General features: G+C 73.2%; 14 protein-coding genes. 7 read left to right on the top strand and 7 right to left on the bottom strand.

Features of this window, described 5'->3' with window-relative positions; translation table 11 throughout:
* Positions 1-38: 38 nt before the first annotated feature.
* From ACIGQF_RS36420 to ACIGQF_RS36410, 3 genes are all read right to left on the bottom strand, one after another.
* The gene (locus ACIGQF_RS36420) at positions 39-1,796 is read right to left on the bottom strand and encodes an LCP family protein (RefSeq protein ID WP_399719715.1); all 1,758 of its coding nucleotides are present in this window, start codon (positions 1,794-1,796) and stop codon (positions 39-41) included.
* A gap of 218 nt (positions 1,797-2,014) precedes the next feature.
* A complete protein-coding gene (locus ACIGQF_RS36415) occupies positions 2,015-3,277 on the bottom strand; it encodes an LCP family protein (RefSeq protein ID WP_399719712.1) in 1,263 nt (420 codons plus the stop codon).
* 221 nt (positions 3,278-3,498) lie between these two features.
* Positions 3,499-4,251 carry a TIGR03089 family protein gene (locus ACIGQF_RS36410; RefSeq protein ID WP_399719709.1) on the bottom strand — a complete coding sequence of 251 codons (753 nt, stop codon included), beginning with the start codon at positions 4,249-4,251 and terminating at the stop codon, positions 3,499-3,501.
* A 129-nt stretch (positions 4,252-4,380) separates the two neighbouring features.
* Between ACIGQF_RS36410 and ACIGQF_RS36405 the strand changes: the two genes are divergently transcribed.
* The 3 genes from ACIGQF_RS36405 (at position 4,381) to ACIGQF_RS36395 (ending at position 7,974) form a co-directional block, all read left to right on the top strand.
* Positions 4,381-5,730, top strand: coding sequence for a peptidoglycan recognition protein (locus ACIGQF_RS36405; protein WP_399719706.1), 1,350 nt, complete (start codon positions 4,381-4,383; stop codon positions 5,728-5,730).
* A 161-nt stretch (positions 5,731-5,891) separates the two neighbouring features.
* Positions 5,892-6,974, top strand: coding sequence for a sugar phosphate nucleotidyltransferase (locus ACIGQF_RS36400; protein WP_399719704.1), 1,083 nt, complete (start codon positions 5,892-5,894; stop codon positions 6,972-6,974).
* A 91-nt stretch (positions 6,975-7,065) separates the two neighbouring features.
* On the top strand, positions 7,066-7,974 hold the full coding sequence (locus tag ACIGQF_RS36395; RefSeq protein WP_399719701.1) for a DNA-3-methyladenine glycosylase family protein: 909 nt from the start codon (positions 7,066-7,068) through the stop codon (positions 7,972-7,974).
* Between the two features lie 9 nt (positions 7,975-7,983).
* Here ACIGQF_RS36395 and ACIGQF_RS36390 read toward each other — a convergent pair whose 3' ends face one another.
* From ACIGQF_RS36390 to ACIGQF_RS36380, 3 genes are read right to left on the bottom strand one after another with little or no spacing between them, the layout of a single operon-like run.
* A complete protein-coding gene (locus ACIGQF_RS36390) occupies positions 7,984-9,414 on the bottom strand; it encodes a coenzyme F420-0:L-glutamate ligase (protein WP_399719699.1) in 1,431 nt (476 codons plus the stop codon).
* The gene (gene cofD / locus ACIGQF_RS36385) at positions 9,411-10,370 is read right to left on the bottom strand and encodes a 2-phospho-L-lactate transferase (protein ID WP_399719696.1); all 960 of its coding nucleotides are present in this window, start codon (positions 10,368-10,370) and stop codon (positions 9,411-9,413) included. The genes ACIGQF_RS36390 and cofD overlap by 4 nt, the downstream gene beginning before the upstream one ends.
* A gap of 55 nt (positions 10,371-10,425) precedes the next feature.
* Positions 10,426-10,932, bottom strand: coding sequence for a cysteine dioxygenase (locus ACIGQF_RS36380; protein ID WP_399719693.1), 507 nt, complete (start codon positions 10,930-10,932; stop codon positions 10,426-10,428).
* A 694-nt stretch (positions 10,933-11,626) separates the two neighbouring features.
* Here ACIGQF_RS36380 and ACIGQF_RS36375 point away from each other — a divergent pair.
* The 3 genes from ACIGQF_RS36375 (at position 11,627) to ACIGQF_RS36365 (ending at position 17,590) form a co-directional block, all read left to right on the top strand.
* The gene (locus ACIGQF_RS36375) at positions 11,627-11,890 is read left to right on the top strand and encodes a WhiB family transcriptional regulator (protein ID WP_030266018.1); all 264 of its coding nucleotides are present in this window, start codon (positions 11,627-11,629) and stop codon (positions 11,888-11,890) included.
* A gap of 352 nt (positions 11,891-12,242) precedes the next feature.
* Entirely contained in the window at positions 12,243-16,067 is a 3,825-nt protein-coding gene (locus ACIGQF_RS36370) for a glycosyltransferase (protein WP_399719690.1), read from the top strand.
* Positions 16,064-17,590 carry a DUF5719 family protein gene (locus tag ACIGQF_RS36365; protein ID WP_399719686.1) on the top strand — a complete coding sequence of 509 codons (1,527 nt, stop codon included), beginning with the start codon at positions 16,064-16,066 and terminating at the stop codon, positions 17,588-17,590. The genes ACIGQF_RS36370 and ACIGQF_RS36365 overlap by 4 nt, the downstream gene beginning before the upstream one ends.
* Positions 17,591-17,837: 247 nt before the next feature.
* Here the strand turns inward: ACIGQF_RS36365 and ACIGQF_RS36360 are convergent, their stop codons facing one another.
* On the bottom strand, positions 17,838-18,320 hold the full coding sequence (locus ACIGQF_RS36360) for a metallopeptidase family protein (protein WP_399719684.1): 483 nt from the start codon (positions 18,318-18,320) through the stop codon (positions 17,838-17,840).
* 282 nt (positions 18,321-18,602) lie between these two features.
* Between ACIGQF_RS36360 and ACIGQF_RS36355 the strand changes: the two genes are divergently transcribed.
* Positions 18,603-19,031 (top strand): DUF3499 domain-containing protein, encoded by a 429-nt coding sequence (locus tag ACIGQF_RS36355; RefSeq protein ID WP_399719682.1) that lies wholly within the window; start codon positions 18,603-18,605, stop codon positions 19,029-19,031.
* The last annotated feature ends 285 nt before the right edge of the window (positions 19,032-19,316 follow it).

The raw sequence follows: 19,316 nt of genomic DNA, 5'->3' as shown, positions 1-19,316 counted from the left end.
CGGTCGGTCTTCACTTGGTGTTATTGGTGCAAGTGCGCTTACTTGGCACAGACGTTCTTGTTGTCCGCGTTGACGTTCTGGACCCCGTCCGGGGTCTTGTCCGGCGGCCCGACCGGCTCCCCGGCCCCGGTGAAGTCCTTGCCGAGGATGAGCTTCATCGGCACCTTGGGTCCGGCGTCGCCGCTGGTCTCCTTCAGCGCGGACTGGGGCAGGCCCATCCACTCGGCCAGGGTGGCGGCCTGGCCGGCCTGGTTGGGCGCGTACTCCAGACGCGTCGCGTCCAGCGTGGTCGAGGCGTTGCCGGCGTTGGTGGACAGCGGCGCGCCCTTGGTGTTCTGCAGCCAGTCCACGGTCTCCTGGGCGGCACCCAGGGGGCCGCCGCCGTTGGAGACGTCGACCCGCACCTCGGACGCGGGAGCCTTGGTGGCCGGCTTGGTCTTCTTCTTCGCCTTGTCCTTCTTCGTCTTGGTCAGCGAGTGGTCGGCCTGGACCATCTTGAACAGCGGATCGGCCTTGGCCTTGTCCAATATGACGGTCGCGGGGTCGTCAGGGTTGTCCAGAACCGGCACGGTCGCGAAAGTGACGTTCTTGACGTCCACCCGGCTGAGGTCCTTGGCCAGGTCCATCAGCTTGCTGGCCGTACCGATACCGGTGTCGACCGTGAGCGCCTTGGTGGCGGCGTTGCTCAGCTTCCACAGCTTATTGACGTCGGTGAGCGTGTCGTCGGACTTCATCTTGCGGATCATCGAGCTGAGGAACTGCTGCTGCAGCTCGATGCGGCTCAGGTCACTGCCGGTGCCGACGGTGTGCCGGGTACGGACGAACGCCAGCGCCTGCTCGCCCTGGACGGTGTGCTTGCCGGCCTTGAGCTTCAGGTGCGACTTGGGGTCGTCGATGTCCTTGCCGGCGCAGACCTCGACGCCGCCCACCGCGGTGGACAGCTCCTTGACCGCGTTGAAGTCCGCCATCATGAAGTGGTTGATCTTCAGGCCGGTCATCTTCTCGACGGTCCGCCAGGTGCAGCCCGGGTCCCGCCCCTCCTGGCCGAGGCTGGTGTTGAAGCGCACGCCCGTCTCGCCGGGAACGGTCTTCGTCGAGCCGTTCTCCTGCTTCGTGGGGCAGGCCGGGATATCGGTGATCATGTCGCGCGGGATGCTCAGCGCGGTGGCGTTCGTCCGGTCCTTGGAGACGTGCATCAGGATCGTGGTGTCGGCGTGGCCGACACTGCCCAAGTCCCCGTAGCCGTCGTTGCCCTTCCCCTCACGGGAGTCGGTGCCCATGATCAGGATGTTCACCGGGCCGTCGGTGACCGCTTCGTTGTTGATGCCGACGTCGACCTTGGAGATGTTGCCGTCCAGGTGCTGGTAGACGAAGTACGCCCCCGTGCAGCCGGCGACCAGCACGAAGCCCATCGCGCCCGCGCCCCAGTACAGCGCTTTCTTCTTCCCCGACGCCTTCGGCTTGGGCTTGCGCCGGCCGGTGCTCGCGGCGGGCGCCGCCGCGGCCGCCCGGTGTCCCGCGCGCCCGCCGGCCCGGCGGTTGCGCTGCGCGGGCAGCTCCCGGGTCGGATTGTCACGGTCGTTTCCGGACGACCGGCCGCGCTCCTGCGCGCGCCGCTCCTTCCGGCCACCTTGTGCGGGGGATGCGGAGGGGGCTGCGGTTCTCCGGCCGGCCTGCCCGGAGGCTGACTTTGCGCCAGTATCCAGTCGCAGCTCGTAGTTGCCGGTGTTCGGGTCGAACACCCACTGATCGGCGGGATCGATGTCGCCCGCCTGCCCACGGCCTTGCGCGTCCACGGTGCCTTGAGTCCTCCGTCGGTGCCACGCGGCGCCTGCCCCCTCAAGGCGCTCGGTCGGTCGGATTGCAGTGCGCGGTCAGCCAGTCTTGCGGACCGGATCGCTCACACTATCCGCCCAGTTCAGCGTCCAGCGACGCCCGTGACAAATTCCACGTCCCTACAACTGGGCAATCCACCCAATACTTTCGCGTCCTTGATGCACCCTTTGCGGAGGTTTTATCGGCAGATGCCCCGATCTGCGGTGGTTCCCCGGAAGGTGGTTCCGGGTGTCGGCGTGGCCGATTCGGGATGGACGGGCTTGTCAGTTTCGTCCCCGGCGTTCGAACCGCCCGCACCCCGGGCGTCCGTCTGTCCGGTGTGCGGGTCCTTGGCCGGATCGTCGTATTCGGTGGTGTCCGTCTGTTCTGTCGGTGCGGGGCGTACCGGAACGGGACGGTCCGCGCGCAGCCGCGCGAAGAGCCGGCCGGCGTCCGGCTGCACCAGTTCGTCGCGGTTCACGTTGTACGCGTATGCCTGGCGGGGAACCGTCAGGAAATGGATCTTCTCCGTGGGGATGTCGCGGACGCTGCGCACCAGATTGAAGAGGTCCTTCAGCGACGCCAGCCCCTCGTCGGTGGTGAGTGAGCTCGTCGCGGCGTCCAGCAGCGGGTACAGGCGCGTGGGGTTGAGCAGTACGCCGTTGCCCTGCACTTTCTTCACCAGCGCCGCCAGGAACTGCTGCTGGCGCTCCATCCGCTGGGTGTCGCTGCCGTTGCCCAGCGACTTGCGGGTGCGTACGTACCCCAGCGCCTGCTCCCCGCGGAGCACATGGCGCCCGGCCGCCAGGTTCAGGTGCGCGTCCTGGTCCGCGACGGCCTCCGGCAGGCAGACCTCCACCCCGTCCACCGCGTCCACCATGTGCTTGAAGCCGGTGAAGTCCAGGATCATGTGGTGGTCGACGCGGATGTCGGTCATCTGCTCGACGGTGCGGATCGAGCAGGCCGGCCCGCCCGCCTCGAACGCGTAGTTGAACTGGGTGAAGAGGGGCGAGGTACGGCCGCCGTCCGGCTTCGTGCACTCGGGCACCTGCGCCATCAGGTCGCGCGGGATGCTCACCGCCGTCGCGCTCTTCCGGTCCGCCGCCAGGTGCAGCAGGATCGTGGTGTCCGAGCGCTGGGTGCCGTCGTCGGTGCCGTACTTGCGGTTGCCGCCGCCGCGGTTGTCCGAGCCGATCAGCAGGATGTTCTGCACGTTCTTCGCGGAGGCGGGCGGCCGCTCGGCCTCGTAGGCGCGCAGCCTGGCGGCCGTGTCGGAGTCGGCCGTGATGTTCCCGTTGAGCTTGTCGTACGCCAGCCAGCCGACCGCGCCCGCGCCGACCACGGCGACGCCGGTGCCCACGGCGGTCCAGCGCAGCCACCGGCGCCGGGGCCGGCCCTCGCCGGCCGCCGGCCGCTCGTTGCAGCGCCTCAGTTCTTCGGGGATCTCCGGCCTGTCGTTCACGGCTGCGTCCACCCCTCGTGCGTCGGCCGCGCGGGGGACGGCCGGTTCACTCGGCACCACGGCCCGGGCGTCGCGCCCGGACCCCGGTACCCACGGAGACGGCCGGGGCCCGCGCAGGGTTGTACGTCTCCCTGATCATGGGCCGCGCGGGACGGATCGGCGCCCGCTGGGCGCGACGGCTGGGCCGGTCGGGCGAACCGTAAGGACGGCCGGCCGGCGGCTCAGGGCCCGTCGGGAGCCGTGACGGTGACCTGCTCGGCCTCCTTGCGGCGGGCCAGTCCGCCGTCGTCCAGCCGGTCCGCGTGGCGGCACAGGACGACGGAGCCGTCGGTCGCCAGCGGTGCGTACAGCCCGTACGCCAGCCCGTCCCACGTGCCGTACGGCAGCGTGGACAGCACTCGCTGCCGCTCGGGCAGCCGCGTCAGCTCCACGGCCGCCGCGACGGCCTCCGCGCCGGTGAACTCGCGGCCTTCCACGGCGAGCGCAGGCGCGTGGGGGTCGACCGGCGCGTACGGTGCGAAGCGGTCGCCCTGGGCCGGCACCTCGGCGGCGTAGTCGGCGAAGCCGGCCGGCGGCTCGGGGAAGCGGCCGCCCAGCGGGCGCAGCGCGAGCGCCACCCGCTCCCCGGAGCAGGCGCGTGCCGCCTCCAGGGTGTCCGGGCCGCTGACGACGACGTCCGCGGCCGCCGGGTCGCCGCCCACGTCCGCGATCACTCCGACGGACGAGCAGGCCACCAGCCAGACGGCGGTCTGCCAGTGCGTGGGCAGCAGCAGGGCGAGCCGGTCGCCGGGCTCGGCCGACAGCTCGTCCTGGAGGTAGTTGGCGGTCTTGGCCACCCAATTGGCGAAGGTGGCGACGGAGAGTTCGACGCGTTCGCCGGTGGCGTCGTCGTAGAAGGTCACGAGCGGCCGCGCCGGATCGGTGGCCAGAGCGGATCGCAGCAGGTCGGCGGGGGTTCGGTCGGTGGCGTTCATCGGCGTCAGCCTACGCGCGCCGACCGCCGCCGTACGGCGTACCCGGCGCCTCTTGTGAGGCAGCGGCGCGCCGATGGGGCGTCAGTTCCCCAATGGCGGATTTGTCGTACTCCGTACACGATCGCTTCCATGCGTGCCTTCGTTGCCACTTCGCTCGGCGCCGCGACCTTCGCGGCCCTCGTCGTACCGCTCGCGCTGCCGGCCGGGGCGGATTCCGTCCGGGCCCCCGCAGCCGCCGCTCCCGAGGCCGCCCCCGCGGACGTCCCCGGAAGCACCCAGTCCCTGCCGCTCGTCCCGCTCGGCGACCGCGACCGCGTCCTCCCCGGCCGCGGCTCGGGCCGCGCCGCCACGGCCGCGCCCCTGGGCATGCCCGTCAAGGACGTACGGCCCTTCTCGCTCGTCGGTGTCGTGTGGACCGACGCCAAGTCCGAACTGCACGGCCAGCCCCAGGTCCGCGCCCGCGCCAGCGCCAGCCATAAGTGGGGCCCCTGGCAGGACGTGCAGACGCACTACGACGACGCCCCCGACCTGGACTCCCCGGAACGCGGCGCCAAGCCGCGCGGCGGCACGGCCCCGCTGTGGGTGGGCGACTCCGACGCCGTGCAGATGCGGATCGCCCCGGAGACCGGCCGGCAGGCCGTCACCGAGCTGCCCGCCGGGCTGCGCCTGGAGCTGGTCGACCCCGGTTCCCCGGTCAAGCGCGACCCCGCGCCGGCCGCCGCCGGCCAGCAGGCCAACGACAGCTCGGCCGCCAACGCGGGGCTCGCCCCGCCGGGTGCCACCGAGATCCCGGCGGCGCCCGCGAACGCGCTGCAGGCGGACCTGGCAGCGGCCGGCCAGCAGGACCGCGGCCAGGCGGCCGGGGCCGAGCCGCGCAACGGGCCCCGGCCGAAGATCATCACCCGGGCCGGCTGGGGCGCCGACGAGCAGCTGCGGGAGCCGAAGTTCGGGTACACCAAGACCGTGAAGGCGGCCTTCGTGCACCACAGCGCCACCGGCAACACCTACTCCTGCAACCAGTCGTCGGCGATCATCCGGGGCATCTACCGCTACCACGTCAAGAGCAACAACTGGCGGGACCTCGGCTACAACTTCGTGATCGACAAGTGCGGCACGATCTTCGAGGGCCGGGCCGGCGGCGTCGCCAAGGCCGTCATGGGCGCCCACACCCTCGGCTTCAACAACGACACCACCGGCATCGCCGTCATCGGCACCTTCGACAAGGCGAAGCCGCCGGCGCCCGCCGTCGACGCCCTCGGCAAGCTCACCGCGTGGAAGCTGGGGCTGTACGGACGCAACCCGAACGGCAAGACCACGCTGGTCTCAGGAGGCGGCAACCGTTTCAAGAAGGGAACCAAAGTCCGGCTGAATGTCATCTCCGGACACAGGGACGGTTTTGTGACCAGCTGCCCGGGGGCCGCGCTCTACGGCACACTCGGCTCGGCGCGTACCGCCTCCGCCCGCTTCCAGGGGCGCTGAGGGTCCGGGGGCCGGAGCCCGTGACGCGTACGGGCTCCGGGGCCGGGCGGCGCCGGAGAGCCCGCCTACCAGCGGGTAAGCCCGCTGGCAAAGCGGGCAAACCGTCTGCCTACACTGGTCCGCCGTCCGGCCGACCCCAGCAGGAAGCAGAGAACTCAAAGGTGACTGAAGCGATCCTTCTGGTCGGCGGCAAGGGCACCAGGCTGCGTCCGCTGACGGTGCACACGCCCAAGCCCATGGTCCCGGCCGCGGGTGTGCCGTTCCTGACGCACCAGCTCGCCCGGGCCCGCGCCGCGGGCGTGGAGCACATCGTGCTGGCCACTTCCTACCTCGCCGAGGTTTTCGAGCCGTATTTCGGTGATGGGGCGGAATGGGGGCTTCACCTCGAATACGTCACCGAAGAGGAACCGCTCGGCACCGGCGGCGCCATCCGCAACGTCGCCCACCGGCTGCACTCGGGCCCCGACGACCCGGTACTGATCTTCAACGGCGACATCCTCACCGGGCTGGACATCCCCGCCCTGGTGCGGACCCACCAGGAGACGTCCGCCGACGTCTCGCTGCACCTCACCCGGGTCGACGACCCGCGCGCCTACGGCCTCGTCCCCACCGACGACACCGGCCGGGTCACCGCCTTCCTGGAGAAGCCGCAGACCCCCGAGGAGATCGTCACCGACCAGATCAACGCGGGCGCCTACGTCTTCAACCGCTCCGTGATCGACTCCATCCCGCAGGGCCGCCCGGTCTCCGTCGAACGCGAGACCTTCCCCGGCCTGCTGGAGTCCGGCGCCCACCTCCAGGGCATGGTCGACTCCACCTACTGGCTCGACCTCGGCACCCCGCAGGCCTTCGTCCGCGGCTCCGCCGACCTCGTCCTCGGCCACGCGCCCTCCCCGGCCGTCCCCGGCCGCCACGGCGAACACCTCGTCCTCGAAGGCGCCGACGTCGCCGCCGACGCCAAGCTCAGCGGCGGCACGGTCGTCGGCAGCGGCGCCCGGATCGGCGCGGGCGCGCGCATCGCCGGCAGCACCGTGCTGGCGGACGCGGTGGTCGAGCCCGGCGCCCAGATCCACGACTCGCTCATCGGCGCGGGGGCCCGCGTCGGCGCCCGTACGGTCCTCTCCGGCGCGGTCATCGGCGACGGTGCGACCGTCGGCGCCGACAACGAGCTGCGCGAGGGCATCCGCGTGTGGTGCGACGCCGATCTGCCGGCGGCGGCGGTCCGCTTCTCCTCGGACCAGTGACGGCCGGTCCGGAGGCCCCGTGACGACCGCCACCCGGTGACGGCGGCTGCCGGGCGGCCGGCTCGCCACTCGGCTCCCGTACGCTGAACGGATGCCCCGCACCCGCACCTGGGCCCCGCCCGGCCCGTACGACCTCCTGCGCACCCTCGGTGTGCTGGGCCGCGGACCGGGCGACCCCGCGTACCGGGTGGAGTCCGGCACGGTCTGGCGGGCCTCCCGCACGCCCGACGGGCCCGCGACGATCAGGATCGCCACGCGCGCCGCCGAAGGGTGCGTGGCGGCCGAGGCGTGGGGCCCCGGCGCCGACTGGATGCTGGAGCAACTCCCGTCGCTGCTCGGCGACTCGGACGACCCCGCGGCCTTCACCGCCCGCCACCGGATCGTCCACGAGGCGCACCGGCGCAACCCCGGCCTGCGGCTGGCCCGTACCGGCCTCGTCCTCGAATCGCTGATCCCCTCGATCCTGGAGCAGAAGGTCACCAGCGACGAGGCGTACCGGGCCTGGCGGCTGCTCCTGCAGCGCTTCGGGGAGCCGGCGCCCGGCCCGCACGAGCGGCTGCGGGTGATGCCCGACCCGCGCGGCTGGGCCATGATCCCGTCCTGGGAGTGGCACCGCGCGGGCGTCGACGCCAAGCGCTCCGACACGGTCGTACGCGCCGCCCGGGTCGCCCGCCGCCTGGAGGAGGCGGCGGACATGGACCTCGCGGCCGCGCTGCACCGCCTCCAGCTCGTGCAGGGCATCGGCCCGTGGACCGCGGCGGAGGTCCTGCAGCGGTCCAACGGCGCGCCCGACGCGCTGACCCTCGGCGACCTGCACCTGCCGCGGATCGCGGTCTACGCCCTCACCGGGCGGACGGGCGGCACCGACGAGCAGATGCTGGAGCTGCTCGCGCCCTACGAGGGCCAGCGCCACCGCGCGGCCCGCTTCGTCCTCCTGTCGGGCCGAGTCCCGCCCCGCCGAGCCCCCCGCTACTCGGTCCGCGACATCGCCCGCCTCTGACGGGCCCCGTCACCGTACGGTCAGGAACTCCGCCGCATCCCGCGGAGCCCGCGGCTTCGGCTCACCCGCCGGCCGCCCGATGGCCACCGCCCCCATCGGGTCCCAGTCGGCGGGCAGCCCCAGGACGTCCCGTACGACATCCCGGCAGAACATCGTCGAGGACACCCACGCCGAGCCCAGCCGCTCACCGGCCAGCGCGACGAGGAAGTTCTGCACCCCGGCGCCCGCGGCGACCACGAACATCTCCCGCTCGGCCGCGTTCCGCCGCGCGTCGGCCGCCGCGTCCGGCCCCTCGTACGTGTGCGAGCCGTCCATGACCAGGCACGGCACCGCCAGGTACGGGGCCCGGCGCAGCACGTCACCGCGGCGCACCCGCTTGGCGACGGACTCCTCGGACTTGCCGTCGCGCCGCAGGTCCGCGAGCCAGGCGTCCCGCATGGCGTCCAGCAGCCGGGTCCTGGACTCCTCGGACTCCAGCAGCACGAAGCGCCACGGGGTGGTGTGGTGCGGCGCGGGCGCGGTCACGGCCGCCGCGACGGCCCGCCGCACGGCGCCGCCGTCCACCGGGTCGTCGGTGAACTCCCGGACCGTACGGCGCAGCGACAGCGCCTCCCGTACGGCCTCGGAGGTGCCGAGCCGGAACATGTCGTCGGCGGCGGAGCGGACCAGCGCCCGGGCGCCCGTGTCCGGCTCGCCCGCCGCGCTGCCGGAGCCCGCGGCGGCGCCCTGAGCACCCGTCAGGGCATGCGGCAGGCCGCGCACCACCGCGACCGGCAGCCCGCCGGCCTTGCCCTTGACCAGGTCGCCCGCGCTCGCCAGCTCGTCGGCGGTGGCCACGACCGTGGCGCTGAGCGGGTTGCCGTGGCCGTCGGTGCCGCCGCGCAGGTCCTCCAGGGCCCGGACGCCGGCCGCGCCGATGGCGACATCGGTCAGGCCGTTGCGCCAGGGCCGCCCGAAGGTGTCGGTGACGATCACGCCGACGTCCACGCCGAGCGCGGCGCGCAGCCCGGCCCGGATCGTCCGGGCCGAGGCGTCGGGGTCCTCGGGCAGCAGCAGGACGGTGCCCTGCGGGGTGTTCGAGGCGTCGACCCCGGCGGCGGCCATGACCAGGCCGTTGCGGTTCTCGACGATCCGCAGCCGGCCCCGGCGTGCCACGACCCGTACCGTCTCCTGATCTATGGCGGTCTCGCGGTCGTCCGCCGCCACGATCCGGTCCTCGGCCTTGCTGACGATCTTCGAGGTGACCAGCAGCACGTCGCCGTCGGCCAGCCCCGGCAGCCCGTCCGCTGTGGCCGCGGCGGCGATCAGCTTGGCGAGGTCGTCGCCGGGGCGCACCTCGGGGATGCCGGGCAGCGCCCAGACGCGGTACGAGGGCACTTCGGCGTCCTCGCCGTAGGGGGCGCGCGGAGCCGCGGGGCCGTCCTGCGTTCCGGCGGTCACGCCCGTACCTCTTCGGCCAGCGTCAGTGCCTCGCGGGCCATCGCGGCGGTCGTCTCCAGGTCGGTCATCATCAGCGGTACGGCGCGGCAGCGGATGCCGGCCTCCTCGACCTCGGCGGCCTTGTCCGCGTCGACGGTGTCCACCAGCCAGCCGTCCAGCAGCCCCATGCCGTAGTGGGCTGCGACGGCCGAAGCCGTGGACTCCACGCCGACCGCGGCCAGCACCTTGTCGGCCATGCCGCGCACCGGCGCGTCACCGACGATGGGGGAGAGGCCGACGACCGGCGCGCCGGCCTCGGCGATGGCCTCGCGGATGCCGGGGACGGCGAGGATCGTGCCGACGCTGACGACCGGGTTGGACGGCGGGAAGAGGATGACGTCGGCGGCCGCGATGGCCTCCAGTACGCCGGGCGCCGGCTTGGACTGCTCGGCGCCGACCGGTACGACGGCCTCCGCGGGCACGGAGGCGCGCAGCCGGACCCAGTACTCCTGGAAGTGCACGGCCTTCTTCTCGCCGTTCTCGTCCTCGACGGCGACGTGGGTCTCGACCCGGTCGTCGGTCATCGGCAGCAGCCGCACGCCGGGCTGCCAGCGGTCGCACAGCGCCTCGGTGACCGCGCTGAGCGGGTAGCCCGCGCTCATCATCTGCGTACGGACGATGTGGGTGGCGAAGTCCCGGTCGCCCAGCCCGAACCACTCGGGTCCGACGCCGTAGGCCGCCAGCTCCTCCTTCACGTGGAAGGACTCGTCCGAACGCCCCCAGCCCTGCTCCTCGTTGATGCCGCCGCCGAGCGTGTACATCACGGTGTCCAGGTCCGGGCAGACCTTCAGCCCGAACAGATGGATGTCGTCACCGGTGTTGCCGATGACCGTGATGTCCGCGTCCGGAGCCGCTGCCTTCAGTCCCCGCAGAAAGCGGGCGCCGCCGATGCCGCCGGCGAGAACCACAATGCGCATGGGCCCAGTCTCTCGCAGCACGGCACCGTGTCCATCAGGGGCCGGGCCGGGGCGGTCAGGGCGTGGCCGTCTGCGGCGCGGGCCGGGCGCACCGGGCCGCGGACGGGTGCATGGGCATGTCGGTCAGGCCCGGGAAGTAGACGTGCAGGCTGACGGCGGGGGCGAGCGCGTCGTTGGTGACCTCGTGGACGTATCCGGGCGCGAAGACGCGCTGCGCGCCGGGCACCAGGCGGCGGCTGCCGCTCGCGCTGTGTTCGGTCAACTCGCCGTCCAGGACGGTCAGTACGCCGGAGGACCGGCCGTGGTCGTGGCGGCCGCTGCCCTGGCCGGGCAGCCAGCTCAGCAGCCAGACCTCGTAACCCGGCCCGGTCCGCAGCCGGTGGTACCAGCGGGTGGTGGCGTCGTACTCGACGAGGGGCGCCCACCGGTCGCGGTCGGCGGCGATCGAACGGGCGAGCCCGGCGAATTCGGCCACGGTGGCGGGGTGCTCGCGAGGGGGCTGGAGGAGGTGGATGACCTCGAAGATGTCGCCTGCGATCTGGAGGTCACTGTCGCTGTTCATGAACTTCTGGTTCCTCGGAGGAGAAGAGCGCGGAAAGCGTGTGCGGGGTCGCGGTGGCACGGAGCCGGGGGAGCGGTGCGTGGCGTCGGGTACGGCGCCGGACAGCGCTCAGGGGCGGTGCGGTGCAGAAAAGCCGGAGCTCAGAGGCTTCAACAGCTGGAACAGCGACAGCGAGCCTGGGCAGCGCAGCGGGACCCGTAGGCACGGGTCAGGCGGGGCGCGGGCATCACTGGCATGGAGTCAAGGAGAGCGGGTACCTGGCGCGCGTGTCAACCGGATGCCGGGTTTGGGCTAAATGTTTCACCTCATCCGGTTACCGTGCCCGGCGAAAGGTTTGTGCAATCGACGCTCAGGAGAGGTGGCCCAGCAGTCGCACCATCAAACGCCGTTGTGGTTCCGTGATCTGAATGTGATCAAGCCCGCTTCTGTTGATGGAGTGCAACGTGATCGCCGTCCGTTGAGTCCTTCAGGGGCAGAAGGGGGTTGCGGGATGCATGTGGCGAATGTTTGTCCTGGTTTTAGCCGATATGAACACTTACCGCGCACCCTTGGTTCCGCAGAGTGAATAAGGGGCCCAATAGCAGATCTCGGCTTGACTGGCCCGGATCCACGCACTTGTAATTTCACTCGTGTCGTTCAGCCGTCATCGGTAACGGCAACATCACGGGGACGCAATGACAGACGAGGGGCGCACATGACCGAGCTGTTCGAAGAATTGCTGGTCGAGGAGGCGGACGAGGAGCTCGGCTGGCAGGAGCGCGCACTGTGCGCCCAGACCGATCCCGAGTCCTTCTTCCCGGAAAAGGGCGGCTCCACCCGCGAGGCCAAGAAGGTCTGCCTCGCCTGTGAGGTCCGCTCCGAATGTCTTGAATACGCTCTTGCCAATGACGAACGCTTCGGTATTTGGGGCGGACTGTCCGAGCGCGAGCGGCGCCGTCTGAAGAAGGCCGCGGTCTGAAGCCCGACGACGGCGGCCCGGGCGACTGTCGCCCGGCACCGGCCGGCACAGCGCACGGGCACCGGCCCCAGGACCGGCCCCGCCATCGAGGAACATCACGGGCACCCACTCCGCCCCCGGCACACAGCCGGGGGCGGAGTGCTGTGTGTGGGCCGGGCGGGGCAGCGCGTACGGACCCGGCCGCCGCGCCCGCGTGAACCATTAGTGTGGGGCTCCGTCCGAGACGCACCAACACCCGCATGGTGAGCGCGCGTCCATCGCAGTCCATCGCAGTGTCTTCCGGGGGCCACACCCGCAGCGGCCCGCCCGCCGCGGGAGACGGCAGCCCCGGGTCCGGAGGGCCCGTACCTCGATGTCCGTGCACAGCCAGTCGGCGGCCCAGGCCGCCTCATACGAAGCCGCCGCGCCACAGTTCCCGCGGCATGTCGTCACCGCCGTGATCGTCTCGCACGACGGCGCGCGCTGGCTGCCCGACGCGCTCTCCGGCCTGCTCGGCCAGGAGCGCCCGGTGCAGAACGTGATCGGCGCCGACACCGGCAGCGCCGACGACTCCGCGCGGCTGCTGACCGAAGCCCTCGGCGACGAGCGGGTGCTGCACCTCGCCCGCCGCTCCGGCTTCGGCACCGCCGTCGACGAGGCCGTCCGCACCGCGCCGGTGCTCACCCCCGACGACCTGCCGTACCTCAAGCGCCCCAGCGGCTGGGACCCGGTCACCCGGACCTGGCACGACGAGGCGTACGACATGCCCGACCTGCCGCACGGCGAGCCCGTGCAGTGGCTCTGGCTGCTGCACGACGACTGCGCGCCCGCGCCCGACGCGCTCACCGAACTGCTGCGCGTCGTCGACGCCAGCCCCTCCACCGCCATCGTCGGCCCCAAGCTGCGCAGCTGGTACGACCGCAGGCAGCTCCTCGAAGCCGGCGTCAGCATCGCCCGCTCCGGCCGCCGTTGGACCGGCCTGGACCGCCGCGAGCAGGACCAGGGCCAGCACGACCAGGTGCGCGCCGTCCTCTCCGTCTCCACCGCCGGCATGCTCATCCGCCGCGACGTCTACGAGCAGCTCGCCGGCTTCGACCGCCGGCTGCCGCTGATGCGCGACGACGTGGACCTGTGCTGGCGCGCCCAGGCCGCGGGCCACCAGGTGCTCATCGCGCCGGACGCGGTCCTGCGGCACGCCGAGGCGGCCTCCCGCGAGCGGCGGCCCATCGACTGCGTCGGCCGCTCGGTCGCGGGCCCGCACCGCGTCGACAAGGCCGGCGCCGTCTACACCCTGCTGGCCAACACCCGCGGCGCGGTCCTGCCGTACGTCCTGCTCCGCCTCGTCCTCGGCACCTTCCTGCGCGTCCTCGCCTACCTCGTGGGCAAGGTCCCGGGCCAGGCCCTCGACGAACTCGCCGGGCTCTTCGGCGTCCTGCTGCGGCCCGGCAAGATCATGGCGGCCCGGCGCAGACGCGGCAGGCCGGCGGTCGAGGCGAGCGAGCTGCGCCCGCTCTTCCCGCCGCCCGGCGCGACCGTACGGGCCACCGTCGAACAGGTCGCCAGCAACTTCGCCGGCCGGGCGGCGCCCGACGCCTCCTCCGGCGGCCGGCACGGCGCCGTGGAGTCCGGGCCCGGCGACGACGACGCGGACTTCCTGGAGGTCGAGCAGTTCGCCCGGCTGAAGCGGATGGCCCGCCGGCCCGCGCCCGTCCTCTTCGCCGTCCTGCTCCTCGTCTCCCTGCTCGCCTGCCGCGGCCTGCTCGGCGGCGGCGCGCTGACCGGCGGCGCCCTGCTGCCCGCGCCCGGCGAGGTCTCCGACCTGTGGGCGCGCTACTTCCACAGCTGGCACGACGTGGGCATCGGCTCCACCGCCGCCGCGCCGCCCTACCTCGCGGTCCTCGCCCTGGTGGCGACCGTCTGCTTCGGCAGCACCGGTTTCGCCGTCACCCTGCTGCTGGTCGCCTCCGTCCCGCTGGCCGGCCTGACCGCGTACTTCGCCTCCCGGCCGCTCGTCACCTCGCGCCTGCTGCGCGCCTGGGCCTCCGTCGCGTACGCCTTCCTGCCTGCGGCCACCGGCGCGCTGGCCGGCGGCCGCATCGGCACCGCCGTCCTCGCGATCCTGCTGCCCCTGATGGCGCGCGCCGCGATCGCCGCGAGCGGACTGCGGCTCGCGCCCGGCGTGCGGCCCAGCTTCCGCGCCTCCTGGGCGTACGCGCTGCTGCTGACCTTCACCACGGCCTTCACCCCGGTCGTCTGGCCGATCGCGGTGCTCCTCGGCCTCGGGCTGCTGGTGCTGCGCTTCCTCGACGGCAACCGCGACAAGATCGTGGCGTACGCGCTGCGCTTCCTCGCCGTCGCCGTCTCCCCGCTGGTCGTGCTCGCCCCCTGGTCGCTGTCGCTGCTGACCGAGCCGTCCCGCTTCTTCCTGGAGGCCGGGCTCGCCTCGAAGCCCGGCCAGGCCGACTGGCTGGACCTGGTCGGCTTCAGCCCCGGCGGCCCCAAGGCGTACGGCAGCGTGCTGTTCCTCGGCGTCGTGCTCGCCGCCCTCGGCGCGCTGCTGCGCGGCGAGCGGCAGCGCGCGGTCCGCACCGCGTGGGCCGTCGGCCTGGCCGGGCTGCTCTTCGCGGGCCTGGCCAACGGCTCCGGCTGGGCCGGACCGCCCGCACTGATCTACGGCATCGCGCTGCTCTGCGCCGCCGCGATCGGCGCCGAGGGCATCCGCACCCGCATGATGGCCCTCGGCTTCGGCTGGAAGCAGCCCGTGGCCGTGCTGATCGCGCTGGCCGCCGCGCTCGCCCCGCTGTGGGCGGCGGTCAGCTGGATGATCAGCGGCGCCGCCGGTCCGGTGGAGCGGCAGAACCCCGAGCAGGTCCCGGCGTTCGTCGCCGAGGAGTCCGGCACCGCCGACCGCGCCCGCACCCTCGTCCTGGACGGGGACGCGGGGCACGTCGCGTACTCCCTGGTCCGCGGCTCCGGCGCGCGCCTGGGCGACGCCGACATCGCGGCCGAGGCCGGCGAGGACAGCCGCCTGAACGACGTCGTCGCCCACCTCGTCGCGGGCTCCGGCGCCGACCAGACCGACCGGCTCGGCGGCTACGCCGTGCGCTACGTCCTGGTCAAGGACGGTGCCCCGCGCGAGATGGGCCGGGTCCTGGACGCCACCCCGGGCCTGACCCGGATGAGCCAGGAGGACGGCAGCGCCCTGTGGCGGGTGGACCGCCGGGTCTCCCGCGTCTCCCTCGTCAGCGGCTCCGGCAGCTCCGGGGACGGCACGGCGGCCGAGCCGGTCGCGGTCGCCGCCGACCCGGTCGACGCGCACACCAAGGTGCCCGCAGGCCCCGACGGGCGGGTGCTGCGCCTCGCCGACGCCGCCGACGAGGGCTGGCAGGCCACCCTCGACGGCAAGCCGCTGAAGCCGGTCACGGTCGACGGCTGGGCCCAGGGCTTCGAGCTGCCCGCCACAGGGGGCCGCCTGGACCTCACCCACGAGAGCCCGCTCACGCACACCCTCTGGATGACGGCACAGGGACTGCTCGCCGTGGTCCTGGTCGTCATGGCCCTGCCGGGCCGCCGCCGGGACGTCGACGACGACCTGCCCGAGGAGGGCCTGGCGGCGGCGGTGCCCGCACAGCCCGTGGAGGGCGAGGGACGCCGCGCCCGGAGGCTGCGCGCCGCGCAGGAGGCGCAGGCCCCGCAGGACGCGCCCGCTCCGGAGGCGGCCGTGCCCGGCGCCCGGGACGGCGCTGACCCGATGGCCGATCCGTACGCGGCGGCCCAGCAGGCCGACCCGTACGCCGTGCCGCAGGCGGACCCGTACGCGGCGCAGGGCGCCGGCTACCCCGCCGATCCGTACGCCGCCGACCCCTACGCGGCCGCCCACGGCGTCCCGCAGCAGGGCGTGCCCGAGATGCCGCAGCAGCCGTCGTACCAGGACTGGCAGGGCGGCCAGGGGGCCGACCCGTACCAGGCCGCGCAGTACGGGCAGCAGTACCCGCCCGCCTACCAGGGCGACCCGTACGCACAGCAGGCCTACGGGGCCGGTGCCTACGACCCGTACGGATACGGACAGCAGCAGCCCTATGGGGACGGCACCGGCTACGACGGTCTGCCGCACGACGGGGCCCCCCACGACGGGGCCGGCACCACGCACGACGGCTCGTACCGCGAGCCCCGCCGCGACGGGAGCGACCAGCAGTGAACCGCACCACCATGTCCCTGATCGGCGCGGTCGTCGCGCTCGCCGCCGTCACCGGGGTAGCCGCCGTCGCGGCCCCCGGGGACGACGCGGGCACCACCGCCTCGAAGGCCGCCACGCTGCCCGTGCAGCGCTCCTCGCTGATGTGCCCGGCCCCGACGTCCTCCGAGGTCGGTGAGACCACGTACACCGCCTTCACCCCCAAGGGCGCGAAGGCCGGCAAGGGCACCGCCGACCTGCGGGCCGCCGCCGACGGCCGCGCGGACGACACCGGCAAGAAGGGCAAGGACGCGAAGAGCCCGAAGGGCGGTACCAAGCCCGTCGCCCCCCTGAAGGCACCCGGCACGCCGGTCACGGAGACCACCGACAGCTCCGACGCGCCGGCCCTGATCGGCACCGCCGACGGCGGCCTCGCACCGGGCTGGAGCGTCCAGCAGACCTCCGAGGTCAGCGCGGGCACCGGCCGCGGCGTGCTCGGCACCGCCTGCACCGCGCCGGACACCGACTTCTGGTTCCCCGGCGCCAGCACCTCCGCCGACCGCCAGGACTACGTCCACCTCACCAACCCCGACGACACCGCTGCGGTCGTCGACCTGAAGCTGTACGGCAAGGACGGCGCCCTGAAGGGGACGTCCGGCGAGGACATCCAGGTGCCGCCGCACTCCAGCGTCCCCGTGCTGCTCTCCACGCTCTCCGACACCCGGGCCGACAACGTGACGCTGCACGTCACCGCGCGGGAGGGGCGGGTCGGCGCGGCCGTCCAGGCCGGCGACGACAAGCTCGGCGGCGACTGGCTGCCGGCCTCGGCCGACCCCGCCTCCGCCGCTTCCGGGCTGGTCCTCCCGGGCATCCCGGCCGACGCCTCGTCGGTGCGGCTGGTCGCCATGGCGCCCGGCTCCGCCGACGCGGACCTGAAGGTGCAGCTGGCCACGCCCACCGGCTCGATCGTGCCGGCCGGGCTGGAGACGCTGCACCTGAAGAGCGGGTCGACCACCGCGGTCGACCTCAAGGACCTCACCAAGGGCGAGGCGGGCTCGCTGGTCCTCACCCCGGCCGACGGCTCCGACGCGCCGGTCGCCGCCGCGCTGCGGGTCGTCCGCGGCAAGGGCTCGGACCAGGAGATGGCGTTCATCCCTGCGACGAAGCCGGTCGGCACCCGCGCCACGGCGGCCGACAACCGCGCCAAGGGCAGCACGCTCTCGCTCGTCGCCCCGCAGAAGGGCAAGGACGCACGGGTGAAGGTCACCGCGTCGGCGGGCAGCGGGGGCGGCAGCCCCGCCTCCAAGACCTACACGGTCAAGGGCGGCAGCACCCTCGCGGTCGAGCCGCCCCGCCCGAGCGGCCTCAAGGGGGCCTACGCGCTCACGGTGGAGCCGGCGGAGGGCAGCGGGCCGGTCTATGCGGCGCGCACCCTCGCACTGCCGCACGGCGGCGTACAGGGCTTCACCGTCCAGACGCTGCCGGACGACCGCGGGCTGGTCCAGGTCCCGACGGCGAGCTGGAACATGTCGGTCCTGAACGACTGATGTGACGCCCCCTCACGGGCCCTTCGGGAGACACCTCCCGAAGGGCCCGCTTCCGTCGGGTTCCAACGAGGCGGGAGCGGCGCCTCAGTAGGCGGCGGGACGGGCGCCTCGGTACGTGGCGGGACGGGCTTCTCCGTACGCGGCGGGGGCGGCACCTCCGTACGCGGCGGGGGCCGCGTCCCCCGAGCGCCAGTACCGGTCATTTCCGTGCGCGGTGGGACCGGCCCCATTCGCTTTGCCGACCGGCTCAGTCCTGCCCGTAGCGAGGGTCGACCGACTCCGGGGCCAGGCCCAGCAGTTCCGCCACCTGTTCGACGACGACCTCGTGCACGAGGAGCGCGCGCTCCTCGCGGTTCTTCGTACGGATCTCCACGGGGCGGCGGTAGATCACGATGCGCTCCCGGCCGCCGTTCTCCGAGGGCAGCACGCTGCCCAGCGGCACCACGTCCTCGTCCGCGGCGAACCCCTCGTCGCCGTCGGGCGCCACCCGCGGCACCTCGCGCACGGAGAACTCCACCTCCGACAACTGCGGCCAGCGCCGCTCCAGGCGCTCCACCGAATCGTGCACGAGGTCCACGAAGGAGTCGGCACGGCTCACGGAGAGCGGTACCTGCGGCGGGGCGATCGGACCGCGCATCCCGCGGCCGTGGCGGTCGCGGCGGCGCGGACGCGGCTCCGTCGGGCTGGGGTTCTCCTCGGCACCGGCCGGGGGAGGTACGGGGCTGTCCATCAGTCACGAGCGTAGCCGCCGCGGGCCGTGCACGGCCGAACTCTTGCACCGTACGCCCCATGTCGCTCACTGATCGGTACAGGTTCTGTTCCGTTCGTTCATTCCGGGCGATGTGACCGCCTAACGCTCGCGATGCGCCCGCGAAATGACACGAATTGACTGGAGTGGGAGGGGGAATCATCGCCTCCACTCGGGCGGCAACGGGTTCTCGACGCAGGTCAGGCCGAGCGTGCGCAGGTCAGACAGGTCGGGCGAACCGGGACGACACGGCCGGGTGAGGTCGTGGAGAGTCGTCGCGGCCCGCTCAAGAGTGCGGTACCGTCCAACGTCGTGAGCCCTGTACGTCGCTGTTCGCGCACTGCGTGCGGCCGTCCCGCCGTCGCAACGCTGACGTACGTCTATGCGGATTCGACCGCTGTGCTCGGCCCGCTCGCCACCTACGCGGAACCCCACTGCTACGACCTGTGTGCCGAGCACTCCGAGCGCCTGACCGCGCCACGCGGGTGGGAGGTCGTCCGGCTGGCCGCCGACCCCGGCGCGGTCCAGCCGAGCGGTGACGACCTCGAAGCGCTCGCCAACGCGGTGCGGGAAGCGGCGCGTCCGCAGGAACGTGCGGCCGGCGGCCCCGAGACGGCCGGTCCCCGAGAGGCCGACCCGATGGAGGTGGCCCGGCGCGGTCACCTCCGTGTGCTGCGCTCGCCCGACTCCTGAGGCCCGGCGGCCCGCGCCACCCGAAGCCCGCATGCCCCGAGGCTCGCGCCTCCTGGAACCCGCACCTCCGCGGCCCGGCCCGTTCCTTCCGGGAACGTCGGTTTCCGGTCGATTCACCGGTGCCTCCGCGCCTGATGCCGGATCACTTCTGATCAACCGTCATTTCGTGACGGGTCATTGACTCCGGCTTGGCGCGGACACGACCATTCCTCCACTCCTGCGAGATCGCCTTCCGCATGCCGGAAGGGGGAGCCGCCACGCCGCCGGGGAGGCAGCCGCATGTCC

The sequence above is a fragment of the Streptomyces sp. NPDC053560 genome (assembly GCF_044544605.1).
GTDB lineage: Bacteria > Actinomycetota > Actinomycetes > Streptomycetales > Streptomycetaceae > Streptomyces.
Note: the sequence above shows the minus strand (reverse complement) of the source record. Positions and strands in the feature narration are given on the sequence as shown.

Bases quoted from the DNA above. Each gene is read 5' to 3' on its own strand.
- ACIGQF_RS36410 (WP_399719709.1), bottom strand. From the start codon at position 4,251: ATGAACGCCACCGACCGAACCCCCGCCGACCTGCTGCGATCCGCTCTG.
- ACIGQF_RS36405 (WP_399719706.1), top strand. From the start codon at position 4,381: ATGCGTGCCTTCGTTGCCACTTCGCTCGGCGCCGCGACCTTCGCGGCC.
- ACIGQF_RS36395 (WP_399719701.1), top strand. From the start codon at position 7,066: ATGCCCCGCACCCGCACCTGGGCCCCGCCCGGCCCGTACGACCTCCTG.
- cofD (WP_399719696.1), bottom strand. From the start codon at position 10,370: ATGCGCATTGTGGTTCTCGCCGGCGGCATCGGCGGCGCCCGCTTTCTG.
- ACIGQF_RS36380 (WP_399719693.1), bottom strand. From the start codon at position 10,932: ATGAACAGCGACAGTGACCTCCAGATCGCAGGCGACATCTTCGAGGTC.
- ACIGQF_RS36375 (WP_030266018.1), top strand. From the start codon at position 11,627: ATGACCGAGCTGTTCGAAGAATTGCTGGTCGAGGAGGCGGACGAGGAG.
- ACIGQF_RS36370 (WP_399719690.1), top strand. From the start codon at position 12,243: ATGTCCGTGCACAGCCAGTCGGCGGCCCAGGCCGCCTCATACGAAGCC.
- ACIGQF_RS36360 (WP_399719684.1), bottom strand. From the start codon at position 18,320: ATGGACAGCCCCGTACCTCCCCCGGCCGGTGCCGAGGAGAACCCCAGC.